Origin of the sequence: Poseidonocella sedimentorum (assembly GCF_900116005.1) — a bacterium.
Classification (GTDB): Bacteria; Pseudomonadota; Alphaproteobacteria; order Rhodobacterales; family Rhodobacteraceae; genus Poseidonocella; species Poseidonocella sedimentorum.
In genome coordinates, this window is the sequence record NZ_FOYI01000007.1 from 179937 (window position 1) to 202629 (window position 22693).

Annotated in this window: 22 protein-coding genes; 20 read left to right on the top strand and 2 right to left on the bottom strand. The window is 67.0% G+C overall.

Annotation, left to right across the window (positions count from 1 at the left end; all coding sequences use genetic code 11):
• Positions 1 to 25: 25 nt before the first annotated feature.
• From BM353_RS11625 to dtd, 4 genes are all read left to right on the top strand, one after another.
• Entirely contained in the window at positions 26 to 1144 is a 1119-nt protein-coding gene (locus tag BM353_RS11625) for an SPFH domain-containing protein (RefSeq protein ID WP_092081033.1), read from the top strand.
• A gap of 53 nt (positions 1145 to 1197) precedes the next feature.
• Positions 1198 to 2310, top strand: a complete 1113-nt coding sequence (locus BM353_RS11630) for a TFIIB-type zinc ribbon-containing protein (RefSeq protein WP_092081035.1) — start codon at positions 1198 to 1200, stop codon at positions 2308 to 2310.
• A 78-nt stretch (positions 2311 to 2388) separates the two neighbouring features.
• A complete protein-coding gene (locus tag BM353_RS11635) occupies positions 2389 to 3309 on the top strand; it encodes a carbohydrate kinase family protein (RefSeq protein WP_092081037.1) in 921 nt (306 codons plus the stop codon).
• Entirely contained in the window at positions 3306 to 3749 is a 444-nt protein-coding gene (gene dtd / locus BM353_RS11640; protein ID WP_092081039.1) for a D-aminoacyl-tRNA deacylase, read from the top strand. Before BM353_RS11635 ends, dtd begins: the two co-directional genes overlap by 4 nt.
• Positions 3750 to 3790: 41 nt before the next feature.
• Here dtd and BM353_RS11645 read toward each other — a convergent pair whose 3' ends face one another.
• Positions 3791 to 4804 carry an alpha/beta hydrolase family protein gene (locus tag BM353_RS11645; RefSeq protein ID WP_092081041.1) on the bottom strand — a complete coding sequence of 338 codons (1014 nt, stop codon included), beginning with the start codon at positions 4802 to 4804 and terminating at the stop codon, positions 3791 to 3793.
• A 112-nt stretch (positions 4805 to 4916) separates the two neighbouring features.
• Here BM353_RS11645 and BM353_RS11650 point away from each other — a divergent pair, with 112 nt between their 5' ends.
• Positions 4917 to 5954, top strand: a complete 1038-nt coding sequence (locus BM353_RS11650) for a helix-turn-helix domain-containing protein (RefSeq protein WP_092081042.1) — start codon at positions 4917 to 4919, stop codon at positions 5952 to 5954.
• A 13-nt stretch (positions 5955 to 5967) separates the two neighbouring features.
• Here BM353_RS11650 and BM353_RS11655 read toward each other — a convergent pair whose 3' ends face one another.
• On the bottom strand, positions 5968 to 6615 hold the full coding sequence (locus BM353_RS11655; RefSeq protein ID WP_092081043.1) for a TetR/AcrR family transcriptional regulator: 648 nt from the start codon (positions 6613 to 6615) through the stop codon (positions 5968 to 5970).
• A 263-nt stretch (positions 6616 to 6878) separates the two neighbouring features.
• Between BM353_RS11655 and BM353_RS11660 the strand changes: the two genes are divergently transcribed.
• The 15 genes from BM353_RS11660 (at position 6879) to BM353_RS17130 (ending at position 22601) form a co-directional block, all read left to right on the top strand.
• Positions 6879 to 7643 (top strand): SDR family NAD(P)-dependent oxidoreductase, encoded by a 765-nt coding sequence (locus tag BM353_RS11660; protein ID WP_092081045.1) that lies wholly within the window; start codon positions 6879 to 6881, stop codon positions 7641 to 7643.
• A gap of 14 nt (positions 7644 to 7657) precedes the next feature.
• Positions 7658 to 8446, top strand: coding sequence for a crotonase/enoyl-CoA hydratase family protein (locus BM353_RS11665; protein WP_092081047.1), 789 nt, complete (start codon positions 7658 to 7660; stop codon positions 8444 to 8446).
• Positions 8447 to 8490: 44 nt separating this feature from the next.
• Positions 8491 to 9531: a TRAP transporter substrate-binding protein gene (locus BM353_RS11670; RefSeq protein ID WP_092081049.1), complete on the top strand. Its 1041-nt coding sequence runs from the start codon at positions 8491 to 8493 to the stop codon at positions 9529 to 9531.
• A 3-nt stretch (positions 9532 to 9534) separates the two neighbouring features.
• On the top strand, positions 9535 to 10077 hold the full coding sequence (locus tag BM353_RS11675) for a TRAP transporter small permease (protein ID WP_092081051.1): 543 nt from the start codon (positions 9535 to 9537) through the stop codon (positions 10075 to 10077).
• On the top strand, positions 10074 to 11396 hold the full coding sequence (locus tag BM353_RS11680) for a TRAP transporter large permease (RefSeq protein ID WP_092081053.1): 1323 nt from the start codon (positions 10074 to 10076) through the stop codon (positions 11394 to 11396). Before BM353_RS11675 ends, BM353_RS11680 begins: the two co-directional genes overlap by 4 nt.
• An 11-nt stretch (positions 11397 to 11407) precedes the next feature.
• Positions 11408 to 11899 (top strand): MarR family winged helix-turn-helix transcriptional regulator, encoded by a 492-nt coding sequence (locus BM353_RS11685; RefSeq protein ID WP_092081055.1) that lies wholly within the window; start codon positions 11408 to 11410, stop codon positions 11897 to 11899.
• Positions 11896 to 13710, top strand: a complete 1815-nt coding sequence (locus BM353_RS11690; protein WP_092081057.1) for a feruloyl-CoA synthase — start codon at positions 11896 to 11898, stop codon at positions 13708 to 13710. The genes BM353_RS11685 and BM353_RS11690 overlap by 4 nt, the downstream gene beginning before the upstream one ends.
• A gap of 11 nt (positions 13711 to 13721) precedes the next feature.
• Positions 13722 to 14594 carry an amidohydrolase family protein gene (locus BM353_RS11695; RefSeq protein ID WP_092081058.1) on the top strand — a complete coding sequence of 291 codons (873 nt, stop codon included), beginning with the start codon at positions 13722 to 13724 and terminating at the stop codon, positions 14592 to 14594.
• Between the two features lie 538 nt (positions 14595 to 15132).
• Complete coding sequence (locus tag BM353_RS11705; RefSeq protein ID WP_092081062.1) at positions 15133 to 16680, top strand: acyl-CoA dehydrogenase family protein; 1548 nt, start codon at positions 15133 to 15135, stop codon at positions 16678 to 16680.
• A 47-nt stretch (positions 16681 to 16727) separates the two neighbouring features.
• The gene (locus BM353_RS11710) at positions 16728 to 18404 is read left to right on the top strand and encodes a tannase/feruloyl esterase family alpha/beta hydrolase (RefSeq protein WP_092081064.1); all 1677 of its coding nucleotides are present in this window, start codon (positions 16728 to 16730) and stop codon (positions 18402 to 18404) included.
• Between the two features lie 388 nt (positions 18405 to 18792).
• Positions 18793 to 19749, top strand: coding sequence for a phosphate/phosphite/phosphonate ABC transporter substrate-binding protein (gene phnD, locus BM353_RS11715; protein WP_092081066.1), 957 nt, complete (start codon positions 18793 to 18795; stop codon positions 19747 to 19749).
• A gap of 66 nt (positions 19750 to 19815) precedes the next feature.
• The gene (gene phnC / locus BM353_RS11720; protein WP_092081068.1) at positions 19816 to 20637 is read left to right on the top strand and encodes a phosphonate ABC transporter ATP-binding protein; all 822 of its coding nucleotides are present in this window, start codon (positions 19816 to 19818) and stop codon (positions 20635 to 20637) included.
• A complete protein-coding gene (gene phnE, locus BM353_RS11725) occupies positions 20634 to 21437 on the top strand; it encodes a phosphonate ABC transporter, permease protein PhnE (protein WP_092081070.1) in 804 nt (267 codons plus the stop codon). Before phnC ends, phnE (BM353_RS11725) begins: the two co-directional genes overlap by 4 nt.
• Positions 21434 to 22246: a phosphonate ABC transporter, permease protein PhnE gene (gene phnE / locus BM353_RS11730; RefSeq protein ID WP_092081072.1), complete on the top strand. Its 813-nt coding sequence runs from the start codon at positions 21434 to 21436 to the stop codon at positions 22244 to 22246. The genes phnE (BM353_RS11725) and phnE (BM353_RS11730) overlap by 4 nt, the downstream gene beginning before the upstream one ends.
• Positions 22247 to 22454: 208 nt before the next feature.
• On the top strand, positions 22455 to 22601 hold the full coding sequence (locus tag BM353_RS17130) for a hypothetical protein (RefSeq protein ID WP_245759637.1): 147 nt from the start codon (positions 22455 to 22457) through the stop codon (positions 22599 to 22601).
• Positions 22602 to 22693: the final 92 nt, after the last annotated feature.

The window sequence follows — 22693 nt, forward strand, 5'->3', positions numbered from 1 at the left end:
AGCGGCCGGTCTGAGGAGAGTTGACATGGGTATTCTGGATTTCCTGACGGGCGAGTTCATCGACGTCATTCACTGGGTCAATGACAGCCGCGACACCATGGTCTGGCGCTTCGAGCGCGAGGGCCACGCGATCAAATACGGCGCCAAGCTGACCGTTCGGGAAGGACAGGCCGCCGTCTTCGTCCACGAAGGCCAGCTTGCCGATGTCTTCACCCCCGGTCTCTACATGCTCGAGACCAACAACATGCCCGTGCTCACCACGCTCCAGCATTGGGATCACGGCTTCCGTTCGCCGTTCAAGTCCGAGATCTACTACGTCAACACCACACGGTTCACCGATCTCAAATGGGGCACCAAAAACCCCATCATGTGCCGCGATCCCGAGTTCGGCCCGGTGCGCCTGCGCGCCTTTGGCACCTATGCGATCCGGGTGGTGGATCCGGCGCGCTTCCTGCTGGAGATCGTGGGCACCGACGGCGAGTTCACCGCCGACGAGATCAGCTTTCAGATCCGCAATGTGATCGTGGCCAAGGCCGCCGCCGCGTTGGCAAGCTCCGGCATTCCGGTGCTGGACATGGCCGCCAACACGCCCGATCTGGGCAAGCTCATCGCCGCGCAGGTCTCGCCGCAACTGGCGGAATACGGGCTGGAAATGCCGGAATTCTACGTCGAGAACATCTCGCTGCCCAAGGCGGTGGAAGAGGCGATGGACCGGCGAACCTCGATGGGGATCGTCGGCGATCTGGGCAAATACACCCAGTTCAGCGCGGCCGAGGCCATGGCCGGCAGCGGCGGCTCGGGCGAGGCGGGCGCGGGGATCGGCGCGGGCCTCGGGATGGGCGTCGGGATGGCCATGGGCAACCAGATGGCGCGGCAGGGCCCTTGGGGCGCAAGCCCCGCGCAGGCGTCCCCTGTCCCCGCGGCGCCCCAACCGGTCGAACACGTCTGGCACCTCGCCCGCGACGGCCAAACCTTCGGCCCCTATTCCAAGGCAGACCTGGGCCAGATGGCGGTGAAGGGCGAGCTGACCCGCTCGACCCATGTCTGGACCCCGGGTCAGGACGGCTGGAAACATGCCGAGGAGGTCACCGAGCTGGCCCAGCTCTTCACCATCCTGCCGCCGCCGCCCCCGCCCGCGGGCTGAGGCCCCCGTCCGACACACCCGCCGCGCAACATCCCGCCTGACGAGAGCGCCCCATGCAAGACCACGACGCGCCGCCGCAGCCCGAGGAACATCGCTTCCCTTGCGAACAATGCGGCGCGGATTACCGCTTTGACCCCGCCAGCGGCGCGCTGAAATGCGACCACTGCGGCCACGCGCGTCACATCACCGAAACGGGCCCCTGGACCGGCGCGATTGCCGAGCAGGATTTCCGCGCCGCCGCCGCCGATCAACTCGGCACCGCCGAGATGGAAGAGACCCGCGTCGTCACCTGCCCCAACTGCGCGGCGCAGGTGGAGTTCGATGGCGATGTGCACGCGGCCGAATGCCCCTTTTGCGCGACCCCGGTGGTCACCGATACCGGCACGCACCGCCACATCAAGCCGCGGGGCGTCCTGCCCTTTGCGCTCTCGGAGGCAGAGGCGCATGACGCGATGAGCGATTGGCTCGGCGCGCTGTGGTTCGCGCCGAACGGGCTCAAGGACTACGCGCGCAACGGGCGCCGGATGCAGGGGATCTATGTCCCCTACTGGACCTTCGACGCCGACACCCGCACCGACTACACCGGCCAGCGCGGCACGCACTACTACGAGACGCGCACGGTCATGCGCGACGGCAAGCGCCAGCAGGTCCGCGTTCAGAAGACGCGCTGGCGCGGGGTGTCGGGGCGTGTGGCGCGCTTTTTCGATGACGTGCTTGTCCTCGCCTCGCGCAGCCTGCCCAAGAAATACACCGATGCGCTCGAGCCCTGGGATCTCTCCGCGCTGGAGCCCTACCGGCCCGAGTTCCTCGCCGGGTTTCGCGCCGAAGCCTATCAGATCGAGCTGGAGCCCGGATTCGACGAGGCGCGCGCCCATATGGACGCGGTGATCCGCCGCGACATCCGCTTCGACATCGGCGGCGACGCGCAGCGCATCGGCTCGGTCGACACCCGCATCGGCGCGATCACGTTCAAACACCTGCTGCTCCCGGTCTGGCTCGCCGCCTACAAGTACCGGGGCCGGAGCTATCGCTTCGTGGTCAATGGCCGCACCGGCCGGGTCCAGGGCGAGCGCCCCTGGTCTGTGGTCAAGATCGCGGTCGCGGTGATCCTCGGCCTGCTTGTGGCTGGCGCGGTCGGCTACTTCGGCGCGATGGAACAGTATTGAGCCCGCGCTTTGCCGATTCCACGGCTTGCGCGCGATCAGGCAGTCGGGTTAGCTGCGCGTCAAAGATGGGAGTATCCAATGATCCTGAGCTGTGGTGAAGCACTGATCGACATGCTGCCCCGCGAGACCGAAGCGGGCGAGATGGCCTTCGCCCCCTACCCCGGCGGCGCGGTCTTCAACACGGCGATTGCTCTCGGCCGACTCGGCGCGCCATCGGCCTTTTTCACCGGGCTGAGCCGCGATCTCTTTGGCGAAATGCTCGCCCGGGCGCTGATCGAGAGCCGCGTCGATGCGGCCTATGCCAGCGTCAGCGACCGCCCCACGACGCTCGCCTTCGTCACCCTCACCGAGGGTCAGGCGCGCTATGCCTTCTATGATGAGAATACCGCCGGGCGGATGCTGCAACCGGCCGATGTGCCGACGCTGGGCCCCGAGGTCGAGGCGATGTTCTTTGGCGGGATTTCCCTCGTGGTCGATCCCTGCGGCGCGGCCTACGAGGCGCTGATGACCCATGAGGCACAGCACCGCGTTGTCATGATGGATCCCAACATCCGGCCCGGGTTCATCCGCGACGAGGCCACCTATCGCGCCCGGATCGAGCGGATGATCGCAATGTGCGACATCGTGAAACTCTCGGATGAGGATCTGCACTGGCTCGGCGGCACGGGCGATATCGGTGCGCTCGCGCGCGATATGCTCCAGCGCGGGCCGAAGCTCGTCCTGATCACCCGCGGCGGCGACGGCGCCTCGGGCTACAGCGCGGCGCATGAGGTCCATGTGGAGAGCACGCGCGTCACCGTCGCGGACACCGTCGGCGCGGGCGATACCTTCAACGCGGGCGCGCTCACCGCGCTCCACCGGGCCGGGCTTCTGAGCAAATCCGCCGTGGCCGCGCTCGATGAAGAGGCCATTCGCGCCGCCCTCACCCTCGGCAGCCGCGCCGCCGCCGTGACCGTGAGCCGCGCGGGCGCCAACCCGCCCTGGGACCATGAAATGTGAGGGCGCTGATCCAGCGCGTCAGCCGCGCCCGGGTCGTGGTGGCGGGCGAGACCGTCGGCGAAATCGGCCCCGGCCTGCTCATCCTCATCTGCGCCATGCAGGGCGATACCCAAGCCGAGTGCACCACCCTCGCGAGCCGGATTTCCAAGCTGCGGATCCTGAGCGACGAGGCTGGCAAGATGAACCGCGCCCTGCGTGACACCGGCGGCAGCGCGCTCGTCGTCAGCCAGTTCACCCTCGCGGCCGACACCCGGCGCGGCAATCGGCCCGGCTTTTCGGGCGCCGCCGATCCCGACACTGGCCGCGCGCTCTACGAGGCCTTTGCGGCCGCTCTGAGCGGGCATGGCATCCCGACACAGACCGGCCGTTTCGGCGCGCATATGGACGTCGAGCTGGTCAACGACGGCCCGGTGACGATCTGGATGGATACCGCCGCCTAGATCACCGCGCCACCGCGCGATGAACAGGGGGGGGCCTCGCTTCAGAGGCCGAGTCCCGCCGCGATGGCGTCGAGCAGCGCCGCGTGAACGCCCGCGCGATCCGTACCGGCCGGGTCCGTACAGATCGGATCATCCTCGTCCATCTCAAGCAACTCGACCGCGTTTTTCTTACAGGTGCCGAGGAAGGTGAAGTGGTTTGCCGGCGCGATCTCGACATAGGCCGCACCCGGAAGCCGGCCCGCAAGGTTGTTGCCCGTGGCGCTCACATCTACGGCGCCGAGGCGGTGTTCGCGCCCGAGGTTGATCAGCGTCATGGCGGGCAGCGCATTGTCCAGCGACTGCGCAACGGCCGACCCGCCGAAGCCGGGATCGATGAGCACGGCGCGGGTAACGCGGGCATCGCGGGCATCGGCGTCGTAGCCGGGATGATCGGCGAAGCGCACCCCGCCAAGCCGGAAGAACACGCAATCGGCCGCCTCGGGGCCAGTGGTGCAGTTCCTGTCCTGCGCCGCCCCGTCGAAGCGCACCCCCGCCAGACCCAGCGCCGTGGCGCCGCCCAGTGAGAAGCCGACCGCCCCGATCCGGGTCTGGTCCACGAACGGTGCGAAGGCGGGATCGGACAGCAGCATATCGAGCGCGGCCGAGAGATCCTTTGCCCGGGCCTCAAGGTCCACGGACCTGCGCGGCGAGCTGTCCCCGGAGGTGGACCCGGGGTGGTTGACCGCAAGCACGACGGCGCCCCGCGCCACCAGTCCGCTGGAGAGCCAGCCGAGCGTGTCGGCGCTGCCGCCCGAGCCGTGCGACAGCAGCACCAGCGGATGCGGCCCCTCGGCAACAGCGGGGCCGATGAAGGCAAAGGTCGGCTCGAAGATCGGCCCATCCCCCACCGGCGCGCGATAGGTCGGCAGCGCCGCCGGATACCACACCGACGCCGCGACGGGCCGCGCCCGATGATCGGCCATCAGGTCGAACCGGTCGTAGCCGGGCATCATGTCCGCGGCGGCGGGCAGCGCGGGGGTGAGGGCGAGAAGAGACAGCAGGGCGAGACGTTTCATGGGAACCTCCGTTGATGAACGTGGCCCACTGATGCGGCGGATCTCCCCGCCGCCGCGTCCTCTATCCGGGATTCAGGTCGCCAGGATCGGGATTTCGGACCATAGTCGCCCCATGCCCATGCTTCCGCTTCCCGCCTTCGTCGCCCTTGTCCTCGGCTACCTCGCCATAAGGACCCTCCTGTCCGAGGGGCGCCCGCTTCTGGTCGCGTTTCTCATGACCTGCGCGCTGCAATCGCTTCTAGTCACGGCGGTTGTCGGATACCAAACCGCCTGGTTGCGGCCGGCCTTGCCGGTGGTCGCGACAGTGATCCCGCCGCTGGCCTGGATCACCTTTCAGGGCGCATTGGTCAGCCGCCTGCCCGTCCGCGCGATGGCACTGCATGGCGCGGCGCCCGCCTTCACGCTCTTTTGCCGCATCTTCGCCCCCGAGACGACCGACGTCGTCGTGCTGCTGGTCTTCGCGGGCTACGGCGTCGCGATCCTGATCCGGCTCCACGGCACGGCCGACATGCCGCTGGCGCGTCTGGAGGCCGGGCGCGTTCCGGCGGCAATCTGGCAGGTCCTCGGCTGGGCCCTGATCGCCTCGGCCATCAGCGATGTTCTGATCGCGGTGGCCTTTGCCTCGGGCCACGCAGGCTGGGCCGGCTGGCTCATCACGATCTCCTCATCGCTGATCCTCCTCGCTTTGGGGATGCTCAGCGGCAGCCCCGCCGCCTCGGGCCCGCAGGAGGAGGAGGACGAGGACGACCAGCCCGCAGCGGCACCGATCCCGCAAACCAGCCAGGAAGACGTGGACATCCTCGCCCGCCTTGAGGCCTTCCTGTCGCGCGAGCCGCTGCACCTTGAGCCCAACCTGACCCTCACGCGCCTCGCGCGCCGCCTGCATCTGCCGGAAAAGCGGCTCTCCGCGGCGGTCAACCGCACGACGGGCGCCAATGTCTCGCGCTACATCAACGGCTGGCGCATCCGCCATGCCTGCGGGTTGATCGAAAACGGGCAAAGCGTCACCGAGGCGATGCTGGACAGTGGCTTCAACACCAAGTCGAATTTCAACCGGGAGTTCCTCCGGGAGACCGGCGTCGCCCCCAGCACATGGCGGGAAAAGGCGCAGGCCCTGACGAACGTGACCCCGCTGGCCAAGGCAACGTGACCCCGCGCCGCGCTCAGGGGCCGCGCGCCCAGGGCTCTTCGATCAGCGGAACGTCGGAGGCATCGTCGAGGTAGGAGGCGATCAGCCGGTCAAACGCCCGGCGCGCCAGACGGCTGTGCGCGCGCGAATAGCCAAGGCTCGCCACGAAGCTCCAGTGCGCATGCATCATCGACACAAAGAGAAACGACAACTCCTCGCAGGCCGCCGCACCGAGTTGCGGATGGGCGATGGCCAGCTCATGGGTGATGACATGGCCGAGCGTCCGGTACTGGTTGCACATCCGGTCGCGCAACTCCTCGGAGCCGACCGAATAGGCGATCATCGCATCATAGGCCTCAAGATTGACCGGCATGGGGTGCTCTTCGGCGAGATCGAAGAAGAAATCGAGAAAGAAGCCAAGCCGCTCCACCTTGCCCGCTTTCCCGACGTCCACGATGCCGCTGAGCAGCATTTCGCGGTACATGTGGGCCAGATGGTCGCACAGCTCGGCGATCAGAGCGTCGAGATCCTCGAAGTAATACCGGACGAGTTGCCGCGAAAGCCCCGCCTCCTGGGCGACGGTTTCGAAGGACAGCGCCTGCAGGCCCCGGCTGCTGAGCAGGCTCGCGGCCGCGTCGAGTATCCGATGCTTCTTGCTCGGCTCTCGCGCCTCATCCTCCAAGATCCGCCCTCCTGTCCGGTTTCCGGCGGCATTGCGTGCCTCGAAAAAACCTAGCGCCTCAACGTCGCCATGTGAAGGACATGCGGCCCTATCGCGCCGGGGTTTGAACCCAAGGCATTGCGTACGGCTCTGTCGCCAGATCGGTTGACGTCCAGCGGCTCTCCCAAGGCGTCCAGGACCTTGGCTGGCACAAGCAATCGTTTACTTATTGTTCATTGACATAACAATCATGTTGTTGAACATAAGGCATGGGAGGACGAGACATGATTCTTTCGGGACAAACGGCAGTTGTGACGGGTGCGGGCAGTGGCCTTGGGGCCGCGACCGCGCGGCATCTGGCGTCATTGGGGGCCAAGCTCGCCTGCATCGACCTGTCGCAGGAGAGCGCCGCGGCCACCGCGGCCGAGATAGGCGGGCTTGCCATCGCCGCCGATGTCTCCGACGAGGCCGCCGTGGACGCGGCCTTTGGCCAGATCGGCGAAAAGCTCGGCACCCCGCGCATCGCGGTGTCCTGCGCCGGAATCGGGACCGCCGGCCGGATCCTGCCGCGCGACGGCAGCCTGACCATCGACAGCTTCGAACGCACGCTTCGGATCAACCTGCTCGGCACATATACGGTCATGAGTGTCGCCGCCCGGGCGATGGCCGCGGCCGATCCGATCGATGACGACGGCGCGCGCGGGGTGATCGTCAATACCGCCTCCGTCGCCTATGAGGATGGCCAGATCGGACAGGCCGCCTATTCCGCCTCCAAGGGCGGTGTCGCCTCGATGACGCTTCCCGCCGCGCGGGAGCTGGCGCGGTTCGGCATCCGCGTGGTGACGATCGCGCCCGGCCTGTTCGAGACCTCGATGAGCGCGGGCCTGCCCGATGACATCCGCGCCGACATTCTCAAGAACGTTCCCTTCCCATCCCGGATGGGCAACGCCGAAGAATACGCGCGCCTTGTGCAGAGTATCGTCGAGAACCCGATGCTGAACGGCACGGTGATCCGGCTAGATGCCGCCGCCCGTATGCCGATCAAATAAGGAGCTTTCCGCCCGTGCCGCAGCCACACCCCACCCCTGAGCCCAAGCTCCTGACCATCGAGCGCGACGGGCCCCTCGCGATCCTCACGATGAACCGGCCCGACAAGCGCAACGCCATGTGCGACGCGCTGCTCGCGGCGCTGGAGGCCTTCTTCAGCGCCCCGCCCGAGGGCGTGCGCGCGGTCGTGCTGACCGGCACGGCGGGGCACTACTGCTCGGGCCTCGATCTTGGCGAACACGTCGCCCGCGATGCCGAGGGCACGATGCGCCATTCGCGCAACTGGCACCGGGTGATGGATGTGATCCAGTTCAGCGGCCTGCCGGTGATCTCGGCCATGTTCGGCGCGGTGATCGGCGGCGGGCTGGAGCTTGCGGCCGCGACCCATGTGCGCATCGCCGAGCCGTCGACGATCTTCCAGCTGCCCGAGGGGCGGCGCGGGATCTATGTCGGCGGGGGCGCGAGTGTCCGGATCGGCCGGATCCTCGGCGCGGACCGGATGTGCGAGATGATGCTCACCGGGCGGAAATACACCTCCGAAGAGGGGCTGGCCCTGGGCCTTGCGCATTATGCCGTCGGCGAGGGAGAGGCGCTGCCGCTGGCGCGGGATCTTGCGCTGAAGATCGCCCGGAACGCACAGCTCTCCAACTACATGATGATCCAGGCGATCAGCCGGATCTCGGACATGTCGCGCAGCGACGGGCTCTTTACCGAAAGCCTCGCCGCCGCCGTGTCACAAACCAGCGCGGATGCCGGGGAGGGGCTGAAGGCGTTCTTGGAGAAGCGCCCGCCCCAGTTCCGCTGACACGCCAACACTCATCCAAGGTCGATTTCAAGGGAGGACCCGAAATGACAACCTTCACACGCCGTACCGTTCTGAGCTCGATGGGGGCCGCTCTGGCCACGCCAGCGCTTTTGTCCCGCGCCAATGCGGCCGAGGTCACGCTGCGCCTGCACCATTTCCTGCCCGCCGTCGCGCCGATGCACACACGCTTCTTCGAGCCCTGGGCGGCCGAACTGGCCGAGGCGTCGAACGGCGCCATCGAGGTACAGATCTTTCCCTCGATGCAGCTTGGCGGCAAGCCCCCGCAACTGGCCGATCAGACCCGGCAGGGCATTTGCGACATCGCCTGGACGCTGCCGGTCTACACCCCCGATCGCTTCCCGGTCGCCGAGACCATGTCGAACCCGTTCATGGTCACCAATGCCGAAAAATCCTCGGTGGTCCTGCACAAGCTGATGGATGAATTCGGCGCGGGCGAATATCGCGGCATGAAGCCGCTCGCCTTCCACACCCATGACGGCGGCAAGCTGCACACCCGAGGCGCGCCAGTCACGAGCCAGGGCGATCTGGACGGGCTGAAATTGCGCGCGCCGAACCAGGCGACGGGCGAGATGCTGACCGCCCTCGGCGCCGAGGTGGTGTTCTTCCCGGTCACCGACATGGTCGTGGGCCTTTCCAACGGGGTGATCGACGGCTGCTGCCTGCCCTACGAGGTGGTGCCGGCCTACAAGCTTCAGGAGCTGACCTCCTACAGCGCCGCGCCAGCGCCCGGTGCGCGCGGGCTCTATGCCAACACCTTCGCGCTGGTGATGAACGAGGCCAGGTACGAGGGGCTCTCCGACGATCTGCGCGGCGTCATCGACGCGGCATCGGGCATGGGACTGTCGGAGCGGATCGGCAAGCAGTTCGATGAATTCGAAGCCTTCGGCAAGTCGCTGGTCGAAAAGCAGGGCAACGAGATCGTCGAGATCCCGGCCGCGGAAATCGCCTCTTGGCAGGAGGCGGCGAAGCCTGTCCACGACGCCTGGATCGAAAAGCTCGACAGGATGGGCAAGGACGGCGCGGCCATCATGGCGCGGGCCAACGCATTGCTCGACGCGGGCTGACCCATGTCCGAGCATCTTCCCGGGCACGGCACGCAGGGGGGAGGCACCCCCCTGCACCGGAGCCTCCATGCCCTCTGCACCGCCCTCGCCGGGGTCGGCGCGCTGATCATCTTCGGATCGGCCGTCGTGGTGACGGGCTCGGTGATCAGCAGCACCCTGGGCTTCGGCGCGTTCCGCGGCGAGTTCGAGCTGGTCGAGCTGGCCTGCGCCGCCTGCGCCTCGCTGTTCCTGCCGCTGTGCCAGCTGACGAAGGGGCATGTGATGGTGGACGTCTTTACCGGCTGGCTGCCCGGCCGCGCCAACCGGGCGATCGACGCGCTCTGGACGGCCGTTTTCGCGGCGGTCTGGGCGCTGCTCTGCTGGCGGCTGTTTCACGGCCTGATTGAGCTTCACGGCTACGGCGATCGGACCATGCTGCTGCGCGCGCCGGTCTGGTGGGCCTATGTGCCCGCCGTTCTGGGCACCGGGCTCTCGGCGCTGGTCGCGGTCTATATGGTCGTGGCGGATCTACGGGCCGGGCCGGCGCTTCGGGGAGACAACGCATGACGCCTTTCGCAATCGCCATGGTGCTGATCGTGGCGCTTTTCATCCTGATCTTCATCCGGATGCCCATCGCGCTGGCGATGGGGCTGGTCGGCGCGGCCGGCTACATCCAGCTCAGCTCGACCGCCGGGCTCATGGCCTATCTCAGCACCGCCTGGGTCGACAAGTTCATGTCCTACGATTTCGCCGTCGTGCCGCTCTTCATCCTGATGGGCCACCTGGCGACGAGCTCCGGCATCTCCGCTGCGATCTTCGCCGCCGCCAAGGCCTGGATCGGTCATTTGCGCGGCGGGCTCGCCATGGCGGCCGTCGCGGGCTGCGCGATGTTCGGCTCGATCTCGGGCTCGTCGCTCGCCACCGCCTCGACCATGAGCCGCGTCGCCATGCCCGAAATGCGCAAGCACGGCTTCTCCGGCGCGCTCTCCTCAGGCGCGCTGGCCGCGGGCGGCACGCTGGGGATCCTGATCCCGCCCTCGGTCGTGCTGATCATCTTTGCGCTGATCACCGAGCAGAACATCGTCAAGCTTTTCCTCGCCGCGACCGTGCCCGGCATTCTCGCCGTGATCGGCTTCCTGATCGCGATCTCGGTCTATGTCCGGCTCTTCCCCGAAGAAGGCCCGGTCAGCGAGAAAGCCGATCTGCGCCAGCGGATACGCTCGCTGGCCGATATCTGGCACGTGGTCATCATCTTCGTCGTGGTGCTCGGCGGGATCTATGGCGGTTTCTTCACCCCGGCGCAGGGCGCGGCGGTGGGCGTGGTGCTGACACTGGTGCTCGGGGTGCTCAAGGGCGGGCTGACCATGGGCGCGATCCTCGAAAGCCTGATCGCCACCGCCGGCTCGACCGCGATGATCTTCGCCATCGTCTTCGGCGCCGACATCTTCAACGTCGCCCTCGCGCTGAGCCGGATGCCCGTCGAGGTCGCCGCCTATTTCGGCGCATCGGACATCCCGCCGATGATGATCCTGATGGCGATGGTCGCCTTCTATCTCGTGATGGGCTGCCTGATGGACAGCCTGTCGATGATCCTGCTGACCGTGCCGGTGTTCTTCCCGACCATCATGGCCCTCGATTTCGGCCTCTTGCCCGAGCAGCAGGCGATGTGGTTCGGGATCATCTCGCTCGTCGTGGTCGAGATGGGGCTGATCACGCCGCCGGTGGGGATGAACCTCTTTGTCATCTCCGCCATGGCCCGCGACATCCCGATGACCCAGATTTTCCGCGGCACCCTGCCGTTCATCGCGGCCGAATTCACCCGCATCGCCATTCTCATCAGCTTCCCGGCCCTCAGCTTCTGGCTGGTGGACCTGGTGGCGCCCTAAGGAGGACCGACATGAACCGGAAAGCCCAGGCGGCCAAGGCCGAGACGCCAAAACAGACCGACATGCTGCTGCGTCAGTTCATCGGCTACAACATGAAGCGCGCCTATCTGCAGGTCCAGGAGGACATGGCCCGGACGCTTGAGCCGCTTGGCCTGCGGGTCGGGACCTTCTCGGCGCTAGCGGTGATCATGGGCAGCCCCGGCATCTCGCAGACCCAGCTCTCGGAGGTGCTCAACATCAAGCGCTCGGGCGTTGTCGTCGTGGTCGACGATCTCGAACGCGCCGGCGCGGTGGAGCGAAAGCCGGTCCGGACCGACCGCCGCGCCTATGCGCTCCATGTGACGCAAGAGGGCAGCCAGCTCTGGAAACGCGCCGAGGCCGCGGTGCAGGCGCACGAGGCGGCGCTCTTTACCGACCTCGAGGCCCCCGAGCAGCGCGCGCTGCAGGAGCTTCTGGTGCGGGCGGCGCGCAGCGCCAAGCACACCCGGGAGGCCGGCAAATGACAGACGCAACCACCGGCTTGCGGCTCGTCCCCCATTCCGTCGCGATGCGGCGGGACGGCGCACACCTTTACCTGACATCGAACACCCCGCTCGACCCCGTTGCCCGGCGAACGGCGGACTGGCTGCACCGCTGGGCCGCTGAGGCGCCGGACCGGGTCTTTCTGAGCGAACGCGCGGGCGAGGGCTGGCGCGATGTCACCTACGCCCAGGCGCTCGCCCAAGTCCGCGCCATCGCCGCGGCGCTGATCGCCCGCGACATGGGGCCACAGACGCCGATCGCGATCCTCTCGGGCAATTCGGTGGACCACGCGCTGCTGTCCTTCGGGGCGCAATATGCCGGGGTGCCGACCGTGCCGCTGGCCGAGCAATATTCGCTGATCCCCGAAGCGCATGGGCGGCTGATCTATGTGCTCGACAAGGTGAACCCGGGAATGGTCTTTGCCGATGATGCCGGGCGCTATGCCGCCGCGCTGGCCCTGCCGCAGTGCGACGGTTTGGAGATCATCGCCTCGTCGGTGGCGGGCGCGCCCCGCGATGCCACGGGTTTTGCCGATCTTCTCGCCACGCAAGTGACCGCCGCCGTCGATGCCCGGCACGAGACTGTGGGGCCCGATACCGTCGCCAAGATCCTCTTCACCTCGGGCTCCTCGTCGGATCCCAAGGGCGTGCTGACCACGCAGCGGATGATGTGCGCCAACCAGGCGCAGATGGCCGCCGTCCTGCCCTTCCTCAAGGATCGCCCGCCGCGGATCTGCGACTGGCTCCCGTGGAACCACGTCTTCGGCGGCTCGCACAACGTGAACATGATGCTGGCGAACGGCGGCACGCTGGTGATCGACGGCGGCAAGCCGACCAAGCGGGCCTTCGCCGAGACCGTGCGCAACATCACCGACCGGCCCGGCACGCTGTCGTTCAACGTGCCCGTGGGCTTTGCGATGCTGGTGCAGGAGATGCAGGACAACACGGCGCTGCGCGAGGCCTATTTCCGCGATCTCGACCTGATCTTCTACGCTGGCGCCTCGCTGCCGCAGGAGGTCTGGACCGCGCTGGAGCAGATGGCGCTCGACGTCCGCGGCAAGCTGCCGCTGATGATCTCCAGCTGGGGCATGACCGAGACCGCGCCGGCGACGCTGATGGTGCATGAGCCCATCGGCCGTTCCGGCGTCATCGGTGTGCCGCTGCCGGGGACGGAAATCAAGCTGCTGCCCGATGACGAGATGCGCTGCGAGCTGCGCGTCAAGGGGCCCAACATCATGCCCGGCTACTACAACGATCCGGCCAGGACGGCGGAGGCCTTCGACGATGAAGGCTTCCTCATCACCGGCGACGCGCTGCGCTTTGTCGATCCCGAAGATCCCGACCGGGGGCTGAGCTTCGATGGCCGCGTGTCGGAGGATTTCAAGCTGCTCACCGGCACCTGGGTGCAGGCCGGCAAGCTGCGGCTGGACGCGCTCGACGGGCTGCGCGGGCTGGTGCAGGACGTGGTTGTCTGCGGCCATGACCGCGATGCCATTGGCCTCTTCATCATCCCGCGCCCCGATCATGTCCATGGCGAGAACACCTCGCAGGGCGCGGTGATCGACCCGGCGCTGCAAGCCCGGATCGAGGAGCGGCTGCGCGAGATGGCCCGCGCCGCCACGGGCTCGGCCAAGCGGATCAGCCGGGCGATCATCCTCGCCGAGCCGCCCTCGCTCAAGGATGGCGAAATCACCGACAAGGGCTCGCTCAACGTCCGCAAGATCATCACCCGCCGCGCCGCGCTTCTGGAACGGCTCTACGACAACGAAGACCCGGCGCTGATCCGGGTCTGAGGAGGGAACTCATGGTCGACTTTTCCAAGGTCCGCGCGATCGACATCCACACCCACGCCGAAGAGCCCTGCGGCTGCCACAGCGACGACGGGTATGACGATCTGCAACGCACCATGGCGGGCTATTTCGGCGCCCCCTGGGAGCATCCGCCCACCATCCCCGAGACGGCGGCGCATTACCGCGAGCAGAATATCGCGGCGGTGATCTTCCCGGTCGATGCCGAGCGCGAGACCGGCTACCGGCGCTATTCCAACGACGAGGTGCTGGAGCTTGTCAAACAGAACGACGACATCCTGATCCCCTTTGCCTCCATCGATCCGTGGAAAGGCAAGATGGCCGTCCGCGAGGCCCGGCGCCTGATCGAAGAGCACGGGATCAGGGGCTTCAAGTTCCACCCCACGATGCAGGGATTCTACCCCAACGACCGCATGGCCTATCCGTTCTACGAGGTGCTGGCCGAGCATAACTGCGTCGCGCTGTTCCACACCGGCCAGACCGGCGTCGGGTCGGGCATGCGCGCGGGCAACGGGATGCGGCTGAAATACTCCAATCCGATGTATCTTGATGATGTCGCGGTGGATTTCCCCGACATGAACATCATCGCCGCGCACCCCAGCTTTCCCTGGCAGGAAGAGGCGCTCGCCGTCGCGCAGCACAAGCCCAACGTCTACATCGACCTGTCGGGCTGGTCGCCGAAATACTTCCCGCCGATCCTGATGCGCTATGCCAACTCGCTGCTGAAGACCAAGATGCTGTTTGGCTCCGACTGGCCGATGATCTCGCCCGAAAAATGGCTCGATGCCTTCGGCAAGGCCGAGTTCAAGGACGAGGTGCGCCCGCTGATCCTCAAGGAGAACGCGATCCGCCTGCTCACGGGCGCCTGACCCGCACCTAGAGGCCCCCGAGGATGGCCCCCGCAACTGACGTCTCCGCCCCCCCGGAGACGCCGCCGCGACCCCAGGCACGCGCACTATGCCTGGCAAGAACTTTGGTGGAGACACTGATGCAAACCACGACCACGTCACGCGCCGCGAAGGTCCTCCCGCGCATCGGCTATGAGACCGAGACCGATCTGAGCGGCATTTCCGCGGCCGACGGCAAGGCCGACGCCGGCGCGGCCAGTGCCCGGGTCTTCGCCGCGGGGCTTGAGAGCCGCGCGAAACTGCCGGACCTCCTGTTGCAGCACGGCGCGTCAGACGGGGTCGCCTCACCTCTGCAATCGCAGCGCATGCATGATACCCTCGTCGCGCAGGGGGCGCGCGGAGCCGGTCGCGCTGCGCTCTGTCGCGGGCGCGGGTCATGGCGGTCTGGGCGTCTTTGCCCGCGCCCGGCGCCGCATGAAGACGAAAACCAACGCACCAGCGGGCCCGTCTTGCCGGCCCGCTGGACCCTCACCCTCCCTGCAAAGCATGAGGTCCCCCGATGGTTGCCTATTCCGCCCCGGTAGACGACATTCTATTCTCCCTGCGCGAGGTCGCGGGCGCGGCGGAGTTGCCCGATTGGGATGATGACCTCGCCTCCGATATCCTGACCGCCTTCGCCGCTTTCGCCGAGGGCGCGATCGCGCCGCTGGATGCGCCGGGCGATGCGGAGGGCTGCCATCTGGAAAACGGCCGGGTCCGGATGCCTGCCGGGTTTGCCGAGGCCTTCGCGCAGCTCTCGGAGATGGGCTGGCAGGGCCTCACCGCGCCGGAGCGGTTCGGCGGCATGGCGCAGGGCCCGCTGATGGCGGCGATGGTCTCGGAGGTGTTCTCGGGCGCGAACCATGCCATGCAAATGATCTGCAACCTCGTGCCCGGCGCGGTCTCGACGCTCTTGCGCTTCGGCACCGAGGCGCAGCAGGAGGCCTGGATCCCCCGTCTGGCCAGCGGCGAAGCGCTCTCGACCATGTGCCTGACCGAACCCGGCGCCGGGTCCGACCTTGCCCGCCTGCGCACCAAAGCCATCCGGGATGGCGACGGTTGGCAACTTCACGGCGAGAAAATCTTCATTTCCGGCGGCGATCAGGATCTGTCCCCGGACATCCTCCACCTGGTCCTCGCGCGTACCGGCGCGGCCGAGGACGGGGTGAAGGGCCTTTCGCTCTTCCTGACGGCCAGATCCCTCGCCGGGCCCGCGATCAAGATCACCCGGATCGAGGACAAGCTGGGCCTGCACGCCTCGCCCACCTGCCAGATGGCCTTCGACGGCGCGCCGGCAGAGCTCATCGGGAACGCAGGGGGCGGGCTCGCGGCGATGTTCACCCTGATGAATCACGCGCGTCTCGACGTCGCGCTGCAAGGCGTCGCCCATGCCGCCCGGGCCCATGCCATCGCGGCAAGCTACGCCGCAGAGCGCACCCAAGGCCGCAAACCCGACGGCAGCGACGCGGTGCTGTCGGACCACCCCGACGTGCGCCGGATGCTGGACGAGCAACGCAGCCTCGCGCTCGGCGCGCGGGCCATGGCCCATATCACGCTGGTCGAAATGCAGCGCGGACGCGGCGCGCTGGTCGATTTCCTCACGCCCGTCTGCAAGGTGTTCTGTACCGAAGCCGGCATCCGCGCCGCCGATCTGGGGATCCAGGTGCTGGGCGGCTACGGCTACCTGACGGAATACCGCATCGCCCAGACATGGCGGGACGCGCGCATCACCTCGATCTATGAGGGGGCCAACGGCATTCACGCCCTGGCCACCGCGACGCGCGGTCTGCGCAACACCGAGGGCGTGGCGGCCTTCGATGGGCTCATCGGACGGCTGACCGATCATCCACAGGTCATGGCGCTGCGCGAAGACTGGCGCGCGGCGCGGGACGCGGTGGCGCAGGCCGAGACCGCTGCGGAGCTCGCCACGGAGTTCACCGCCCTGACCGGCACATTGTTCTATCGCGCTGTCTGGGCCCGGATCGCGCGGGTTTCAGCGAAGGACGACGCCGCAAGACTATCCCGCCGGGTGCTCCGCACCCGCCCGGGATGGCACCGCGCGGCATAGACCGCGGGCCCCGGCCCGCACAACCAACTGGGAGGGAGAGACCCGGCATGACACATGCGACAACAGCGATCCTGACGACGCTTCTGGGCCTGACGGCGGCCGGAGCGCAGGCGCAGGTGGAGGACTGCAGCACGCTCAGCGCCGAGAGCTTCGGCATAGAGGGGCTGGAGCTGGTGAGCGCCGAGCCCGTCGCAACGGGCGCCGATCTGGGGCGCGCAGGCCCCGCGCCGGTGGATCATTGCTCGATCATGGCCCGGATCGGCCAGCACACCGGCATTGACGGCAATGACTACGCGATCACCTTCAACCTGCGCCTGCCCGACGATTGGAATGGCGATTTCTATCACCAGTTCAACGGCGGCAACGATGGCTCCGTCGTCCCCGCCACGGGCGATCTGAAGTCGGGCGACCGCTCGCAAACCGCCCTCGGGCGCGGCTATGCGGTTGTCTCCTCCGACGCCGGCCACGACGGGCGCGCGCATCCCGATGCGGGCATGGCGGGCGCCTCGCGCTTCGGCTTCGATCCGCAAGCGCGGGCCGACTACGGCTACGGGGCCGTCGTCAAGCTGCATCCCGTCGCCCTGGACATGACCGAAGCGTACTACGGCTCCCCGCCCGATGTCATCTATGGAGGCGGGGCGTCCAATGGCGGCCGGCACGCCATGGTCGCCGCCGCGCGGATGCCCCAGGCCTTTGACGGGCTGCTGATCGGCTATCCCGGCTTCAACCTGCCCCGCGCCGCGGTCCAGCACGCGCTGGATGTCCAGACGCTGACAGAGCTGACCGGCGACATCCGCACCGCCTTCAGCACCGATGACATGACCGTGTTGCAAAGCGGCATCCTCGCCGCCTGTGACGGGCTCGACGGGCTGGAGGACGGCTTCGTGCAGGACACGGCCGCCTGTCAGGGCGCGTTCGACATCACCGCGCTGCAATGCACCGGGGGCCAGAACTCGGACTGCCTGAGCGCCGCCCAAGTCACCGCGTTGCAAACCATCCAGGCCGGGCCGAAGGATGCGGATGGCGTCCAGCTTTATGCGCCATGGGCCTGGGATCCGGGCATGGCCTCGACCAACTACCGGCTGTGGAAACTGGAGAGCAACGTGCCGCCCTGGGGCAACTATCCGCGGATCGTCGTCCTCGGCGCGCCCTCGCTGGCGCAGGTCTTCACCACGCCGCCGACGCGGATCGACGGCGCGAATGATGCGCTGCTGCAATACTTGCTAGACTTCGACGTCGCCGAAGATTCAGCCCGCATCACCGCCACCGACGAGACCTTTACCGAAAGCGCCATGGAGTTCATGACGCCCCCGGGCGCGGATGATCCGCATCTTGAAGAAACGCGGGCGGCCGGGACCAAGCTGATGATCTTCCACGGCGTGGCCGATCCGGTCTTTTCGGTACTCGACACCGTCAACTGGTACGAGACGCTCGATGCCAACACCGGCGGCAACGCGGCAGAGTTCGCGCGGCTGTTCGTCGTGCCGGGGATGCCGCACGGGGCCAGCGGGCCCACGACCGACGAGGTGGATTTCTTCACGCCGCTCGTCGACTGGGTGGAGAACGGCACCGAGCCGGATCACATCGTCGCCGGGGTCACGGAGGGCAACGCCGAAGGTCGGGCGGCCCTCGGCGACGTGACGCGCAAGCTCTGCCCCTGGCCCATGGTCGCACAATATCTGGGGAGTGAGCCGGCGGATGCCGCGAGCTTCATCTGCCTGTAGCGCCCCCTGACCACCCGCAGCCGCCGGCTTTGTCGGCGGCTGCATTGCCGCAGCGCGCAGGCCGGTTTTGCCTTGCCCACTGCCCGGGTTTTCGGGCACACCCGGTGCAAAGCGCCCGCCCGTTTCAGCCGTAGCGCAGCGCGAATTTCGGAGCGCGCAATGCTAAAGCAGATCACCCAAAAATACCAAATCCTAATGTGAAGTTTTTGTAAAAAAACGCTTTTTCGGCCCCGGCGCGCCTCGGGAAGCTTGATATATCCCCGTTTTGTGAAATAGCAAAACCACCGCGCCGCAACCGGCGTGGCCGAATGCCCCGCCCCGCGATCGGGCGCGGGAGAGACTGCAACAAACCCAACGCGGCACCGACCGCTTGTCTGACGGAGATATCATGTCCCTTCTTTCCAACAGCATCGCAGGCGCCACCCTCGCGGCCTTCTGCGCCGTTCCGGCCATGGCTGAATTCCAGCTCGGCGACCGCTACTCCGACACCGACGGCGACCTCATCGCCGACATCCCCGCGGATGCCGCCGACCAGATCGACCCGTCCACGCTCATCTTCGCCTACACCCCCGTCGAAGACCCGGCCGTCTATGCCGATGTCTGGTCCGAGTTCCTCGACCACATGAGCGAGCTCACCGGCAAGGACGTCCAGTTCTTCCCCGTCCAATCCAACGCCGCCCAGATCGAGGCGATGCGCGCCGGCCGTCTGCACGTGGCGGGCTTCAACACCGGCTCCAACCCGCTCGCGGTTGCCTGCGCCGGCTTCCGCCCCTTCGCGATGATGGCCGCCGAAGACGGCTCCTTTGGCTACGAGATGGAAATCATCACCTACCCCGGCTCGGGCATCGAAGCGGTCGAGGACATCAAGAACGGCCAGATGGCCTTCACCTCGGAAACCTCCAACTCGGGCTTCAAGGCGCCGTCGGCGATCCTCAAGGCCGATTTCGACATGGAAGCGGGCCGCGATTTCGAACCCGTCTTCTCCGGCAAGCATGACAACTCGATCCTCGGCGTCGCCAACAAGGATTACCCGGCCGCCGCGATCGCCAATTCGGTCAAGGCCCGCATGATCGAACGCGATGTCGTCTCCGAGGACCAGCTCACGGTGATCTACACCTCGCAGACCTTCCCGACGACCGGCTACGGCATGGCCCACAACCTGACGCCCGAGCTTCAGGACACCATCCGCGAGGCGTTCTTCTCCTTCGATTGGGCCGGCACCGGTCTTGAAGAAGAGTTCGGCAAGAACGGCGAAGACCAGTTCATCGAGATCACCTTCAAGGAAGACTGGGCCGTCATCCGCAAGATCGACGAAGCCAACGGCGTCACCTACGACTGTCAGTAACATCTTCCTAAAAACCGGTCGGGCGGGCTAAGGTCCGCCTGGCCATTCCTATCGAAAGTCCCGACCATGCTCGAACTCATCTCCCTGTCCAAGACCTACCGGACCGGCGACGCCGCCTTGTCGGACGTCTCCCTCCAGGTTCCCAAAGGTCAGATCGTCGGGCTGATCGGCCCCTCGGGCGCGGGGAAATCGACGCTCATCCGCTGCATCAACCGGTTGGTGGAGCCGAGCACGGGCAAGATCGAGCTGGGCGGGGTGGATCTCGTGACGCTGGGCCGGCGCGATCTGCGCAAGCAGCGACGCCGCATCGGCATGATCTTTCAGGAATACGCGCTGGTCGAGCGGCTGACGGTGATGGAAAACGTCCTGTCGGGGCGGCTCGGCTATGTCCCCTTCTGGCGCAGCTACCTGCGCCGCTTCGACGCCTCCGACATCCAGCGCGCCTATCAGCTGCTGGACCGTGTCGGTCTGCTCGATCATGCCGACAAGCGCGCCGATGCGCTCTCGGGCGGGCAGCGCCAGCGGGTCGGCATCGCCCGCGCCCTCGCGCAGGACCCCGATCTGCTGCTGGTGGATGAGCCGACCGCGAGCCTCGACCCCAAGACCAGCCGCCAGATCATGCGCCTGCTCACCGAAATCTGCACCGAGCGCGATCTGCCGGCCATCGTCAATATCCATGACGTGCCTCTCGCGCGGCAATTCATGCAGCGCATCGTCGGGCTGCGCGCCGGCCAGATCGTGTTCGACGACGCGCCGACCGCCCTGACCGAAGACGCGCTGACCCGGATCTACGGCGCCGAGGACTGGGACGCGATGCGCAAGGGCGACATCGACCAGGCCGAGGCCGAAAACGACGCGATCCGCCAACTGGCCGAGGTCGGCGCATGAGCGGGACCTATCCGGCCACCTGGCGCCGCCCGCCCCAGATCATCACCGACCGGCGCCTGCGGATCGGCCTCCAGATCGGGGTGCTGGTCTACCTCGTGCTGGCCGTCGGCTCGCTCGAGGTCAACTGGCAGCGCGTCTCCGAAGGGCTCGAGCGCGGACAGCGGTTCATCATGGGGTTCCTGCAGCCCGATTTCACCAGCCGCTGGCGCGACATCAGCCAGGGGTTGGTCGAGAGCCTGACCATGACCTTGACCTCGACGGTTGTCGGGGTGCTGATCTCGGTGCCCATCGGGATCGGAGCGGCGCGTAACCTCGTGCCGCGCCCCGTCTACCTGGTCTGCCGCTCGATCGTCGCGGTCAGCCGCTCACTGCAAGAGGTGATCGTCGCCATCTTCCTCGTGGCGATGTTCGGCTTCGGCCCCTTCGCCGGGTTCCTGACCCTGACCTTCGCCACCATCGGCTTCATCGCAAAGCTGCTGGCCGACGATATCGAGGAGATCGACGAGGCCCAGGCCGAAGCCATCCGCTCCACCGGGGCGACCTGGCTCCAGCTTCTGAACTACGCCATTCAGCCGCAGGTGATGCCGCGCCTGATCGGCCTGTCGCTCTACCGACTCGACATCAACTTCCGCGAAAGCGCGGTGATCGGCATCGTCGGCGCGGGCGGCATCGGCGCCACGCTCAACACCTCCATCGACCGCTACGAATACGACAGCGCCGGAGCGATCCTGCTGATCATCATCGCCATCGTGATGGTCGCGGAATATGGCTCCAGCTATCTCAGAAAGTTCCTGCAATGACCGATACCGCTTCGCTTCCGGCTGATTGGTCCTACCGTAGCAGAGCCACCCGCCTCGCGATCTGGACGGGCTGGCTCGCGCTTGTCGCCCTGTTCGTCTGGTGCTGGCAGGTGATGACCGAAACGACGATCTGGGCCTTCGTCGGGGACGCCCCGCGCCAGGCGGCGGACATCGGCGGGCGCATGGTCCCCCCCGAATGGGGCTACCTGCCCGAGCTGATGCTGCCCCTGTGGGACACGCTCAACATCGCCACGCTCGGCACGCTGGGCGGCGTTGTCATGGCCGTGCCCGTCGCCCTGCTGGCGGCGCGCAACACGACGCCATCGGTCACCATCCTGCGCCCCATCGCCCTTTTCATCATCGTCGCGTCGCGCTCGATCAACTCGCTGATCTGGGCGCTCCTGCTGGTCACGATCATCGGCCCCGGTCTGCTGGCCGGGATCATCGCCATCGCCCTGCGCTCCATCGGCTTCATCGGCAAGCTCTTCTACGAGGCGATCGAGGAGACCGACCCCAAACAGATCGAAGCGATTCAGGCCACGGGCGCCGGTCCGGCGGAGGTCTTGACCTACGGCGTCGTGCCTCAAGTCATGCCCGCGCTCTGGGGCATCTCGGTCTTCCGCTGGGACATCAACATCCGCGAAAGCACCATCCTCGGCCTCGTCGGCGCAGGCGGCATCGGCCTCAAGCTGAACGCCTCGATGGCGGTTCTGGCCTGGGATCAGGTGACGGTGATCCTCCTGCTGATCCTCGGCACCGTCATCGTCAGCGAATGGATCTCGGCCCTGATCCGCCGCGCGATCATCTGATCAGGGCGGTCCCTCCGGTGGCGGCGGGTTGAGAACGACCCTGCCCCTGAGATAAAGCCGCTGCGAGCCCGGTGGAAACCATGGGCGCAAAGGGAGACATCGACCAAATGACTTTCCCGGTGGCCGCCCCAACTCGGCTACGCCTGCTCCGGGACGCCTGCCGCGAAGGCCCGATGGTCACCGGGCGCTGTCAGCCTCCAACAGCCTCGTGGCGGTTACCTCGTCGGTGATCAACACCGACGGGCTGAGCGATGTCAGCGTGGCCAGCATGATGCCGACCTTTTCCGGCCCGCCCGAGATCAACACCTTCTGGTCCGAACTCCTCGCTGCACATATCTTCACCTTGCAACTTTGATCTGCGAAGCGATGCCACGGCGACAGAGTCCATCTCTGTGGCCAGCAGGCTTTCCAGATCTGTTTACGGCTTTGGTGACAACAGGAACAGAC

Bases quoted from the DNA above. Each gene is read 5' to 3' on its own strand.
- phnE (WP_092081072.1), top strand. From the start codon at position 21,434: ATGACCGATACCGCTTCGCTTCCGGCTGATTGGTCCTACCGTAGCAGA.
- BM353_RS11685 (WP_092081055.1), top strand. From the start codon at position 11,408: ATGAACCGGAAAGCCCAGGCGGCCAAGGCCGAGACGCCAAAACAGACC.
- BM353_RS11695 (WP_092081058.1), top strand. From the start codon at position 13,722: ATGGTCGACTTTTCCAAGGTCCGCGCGATCGACATCCACACCCACGCC.
- phnD (WP_092081066.1), top strand. From the start codon at position 18,793: ATGTCCCTTCTTTCCAACAGCATCGCAGGCGCCACCCTCGCGGCCTTC.
- BM353_RS11675 (WP_092081051.1), top strand. From the start codon at position 9,535: ATGTCCGAGCATCTTCCCGGGCACGGCACGCAGGGGGGAGGCACCCCC.
- BM353_RS11705 (WP_092081062.1), top strand. From the start codon at position 15,133: ATGGTTGCCTATTCCGCCCCGGTAGACGACATTCTATTCTCCCTGCGC.
- BM353_RS11625 (WP_092081033.1), top strand. From the start codon at position 26: ATGGGTATTCTGGATTTCCTGACGGGCGAGTTCATCGACGTCATTCAC.
- BM353_RS11690 (WP_092081057.1), top strand. From the start codon at position 11,896: ATGACAGACGCAACCACCGGCTTGCGGCTCGTCCCCCATTCCGTCGCG.
- BM353_RS11710 (WP_092081064.1), top strand. From the start codon at position 16,728: ATGACACATGCGACAACAGCGATCCTGACGACGCTTCTGGGCCTGACG.
- BM353_RS11645 (WP_092081041.1), bottom strand. From the start codon at position 4,804: ATGAAACGTCTCGCCCTGCTGTCTCTTCTCGCCCTCACCCCCGCGCTG.
- BM353_RS11680 (WP_092081053.1), top strand. From the start codon at position 10,074: ATGACGCCTTTCGCAATCGCCATGGTGCTGATCGTGGCGCTTTTCATC.
- phnC (WP_092081068.1), top strand. From the start codon at position 19,816: ATGCTCGAACTCATCTCCCTGTCCAAGACCTACCGGACCGGCGACGCC.
- BM353_RS11670 (WP_092081049.1), top strand. From the start codon at position 8,491: ATGACAACCTTCACACGCCGTACCGTTCTGAGCTCGATGGGGGCCGCT.
- BM353_RS11660 (WP_092081045.1), top strand. From the start codon at position 6,879: ATGATTCTTTCGGGACAAACGGCAGTTGTGACGGGTGCGGGCAGTGGC.
- BM353_RS11635 (WP_092081037.1), top strand. From the start codon at position 2,389: ATGATCCTGAGCTGTGGTGAAGCACTGATCGACATGCTGCCCCGCGAG.
- BM353_RS11650 (WP_092081042.1), top strand. From the start codon at position 4,917: ATGCCCATGCTTCCGCTTCCCGCCTTCGTCGCCCTTGTCCTCGGCTAC.
- phnE (WP_092081070.1), top strand. From the start codon at position 20,634: ATGAGCGGGACCTATCCGGCCACCTGGCGCCGCCCGCCCCAGATCATC.
- BM353_RS11630 (WP_092081035.1), top strand. From the start codon at position 1,198: ATGCAAGACCACGACGCGCCGCCGCAGCCCGAGGAACATCGCTTCCCT.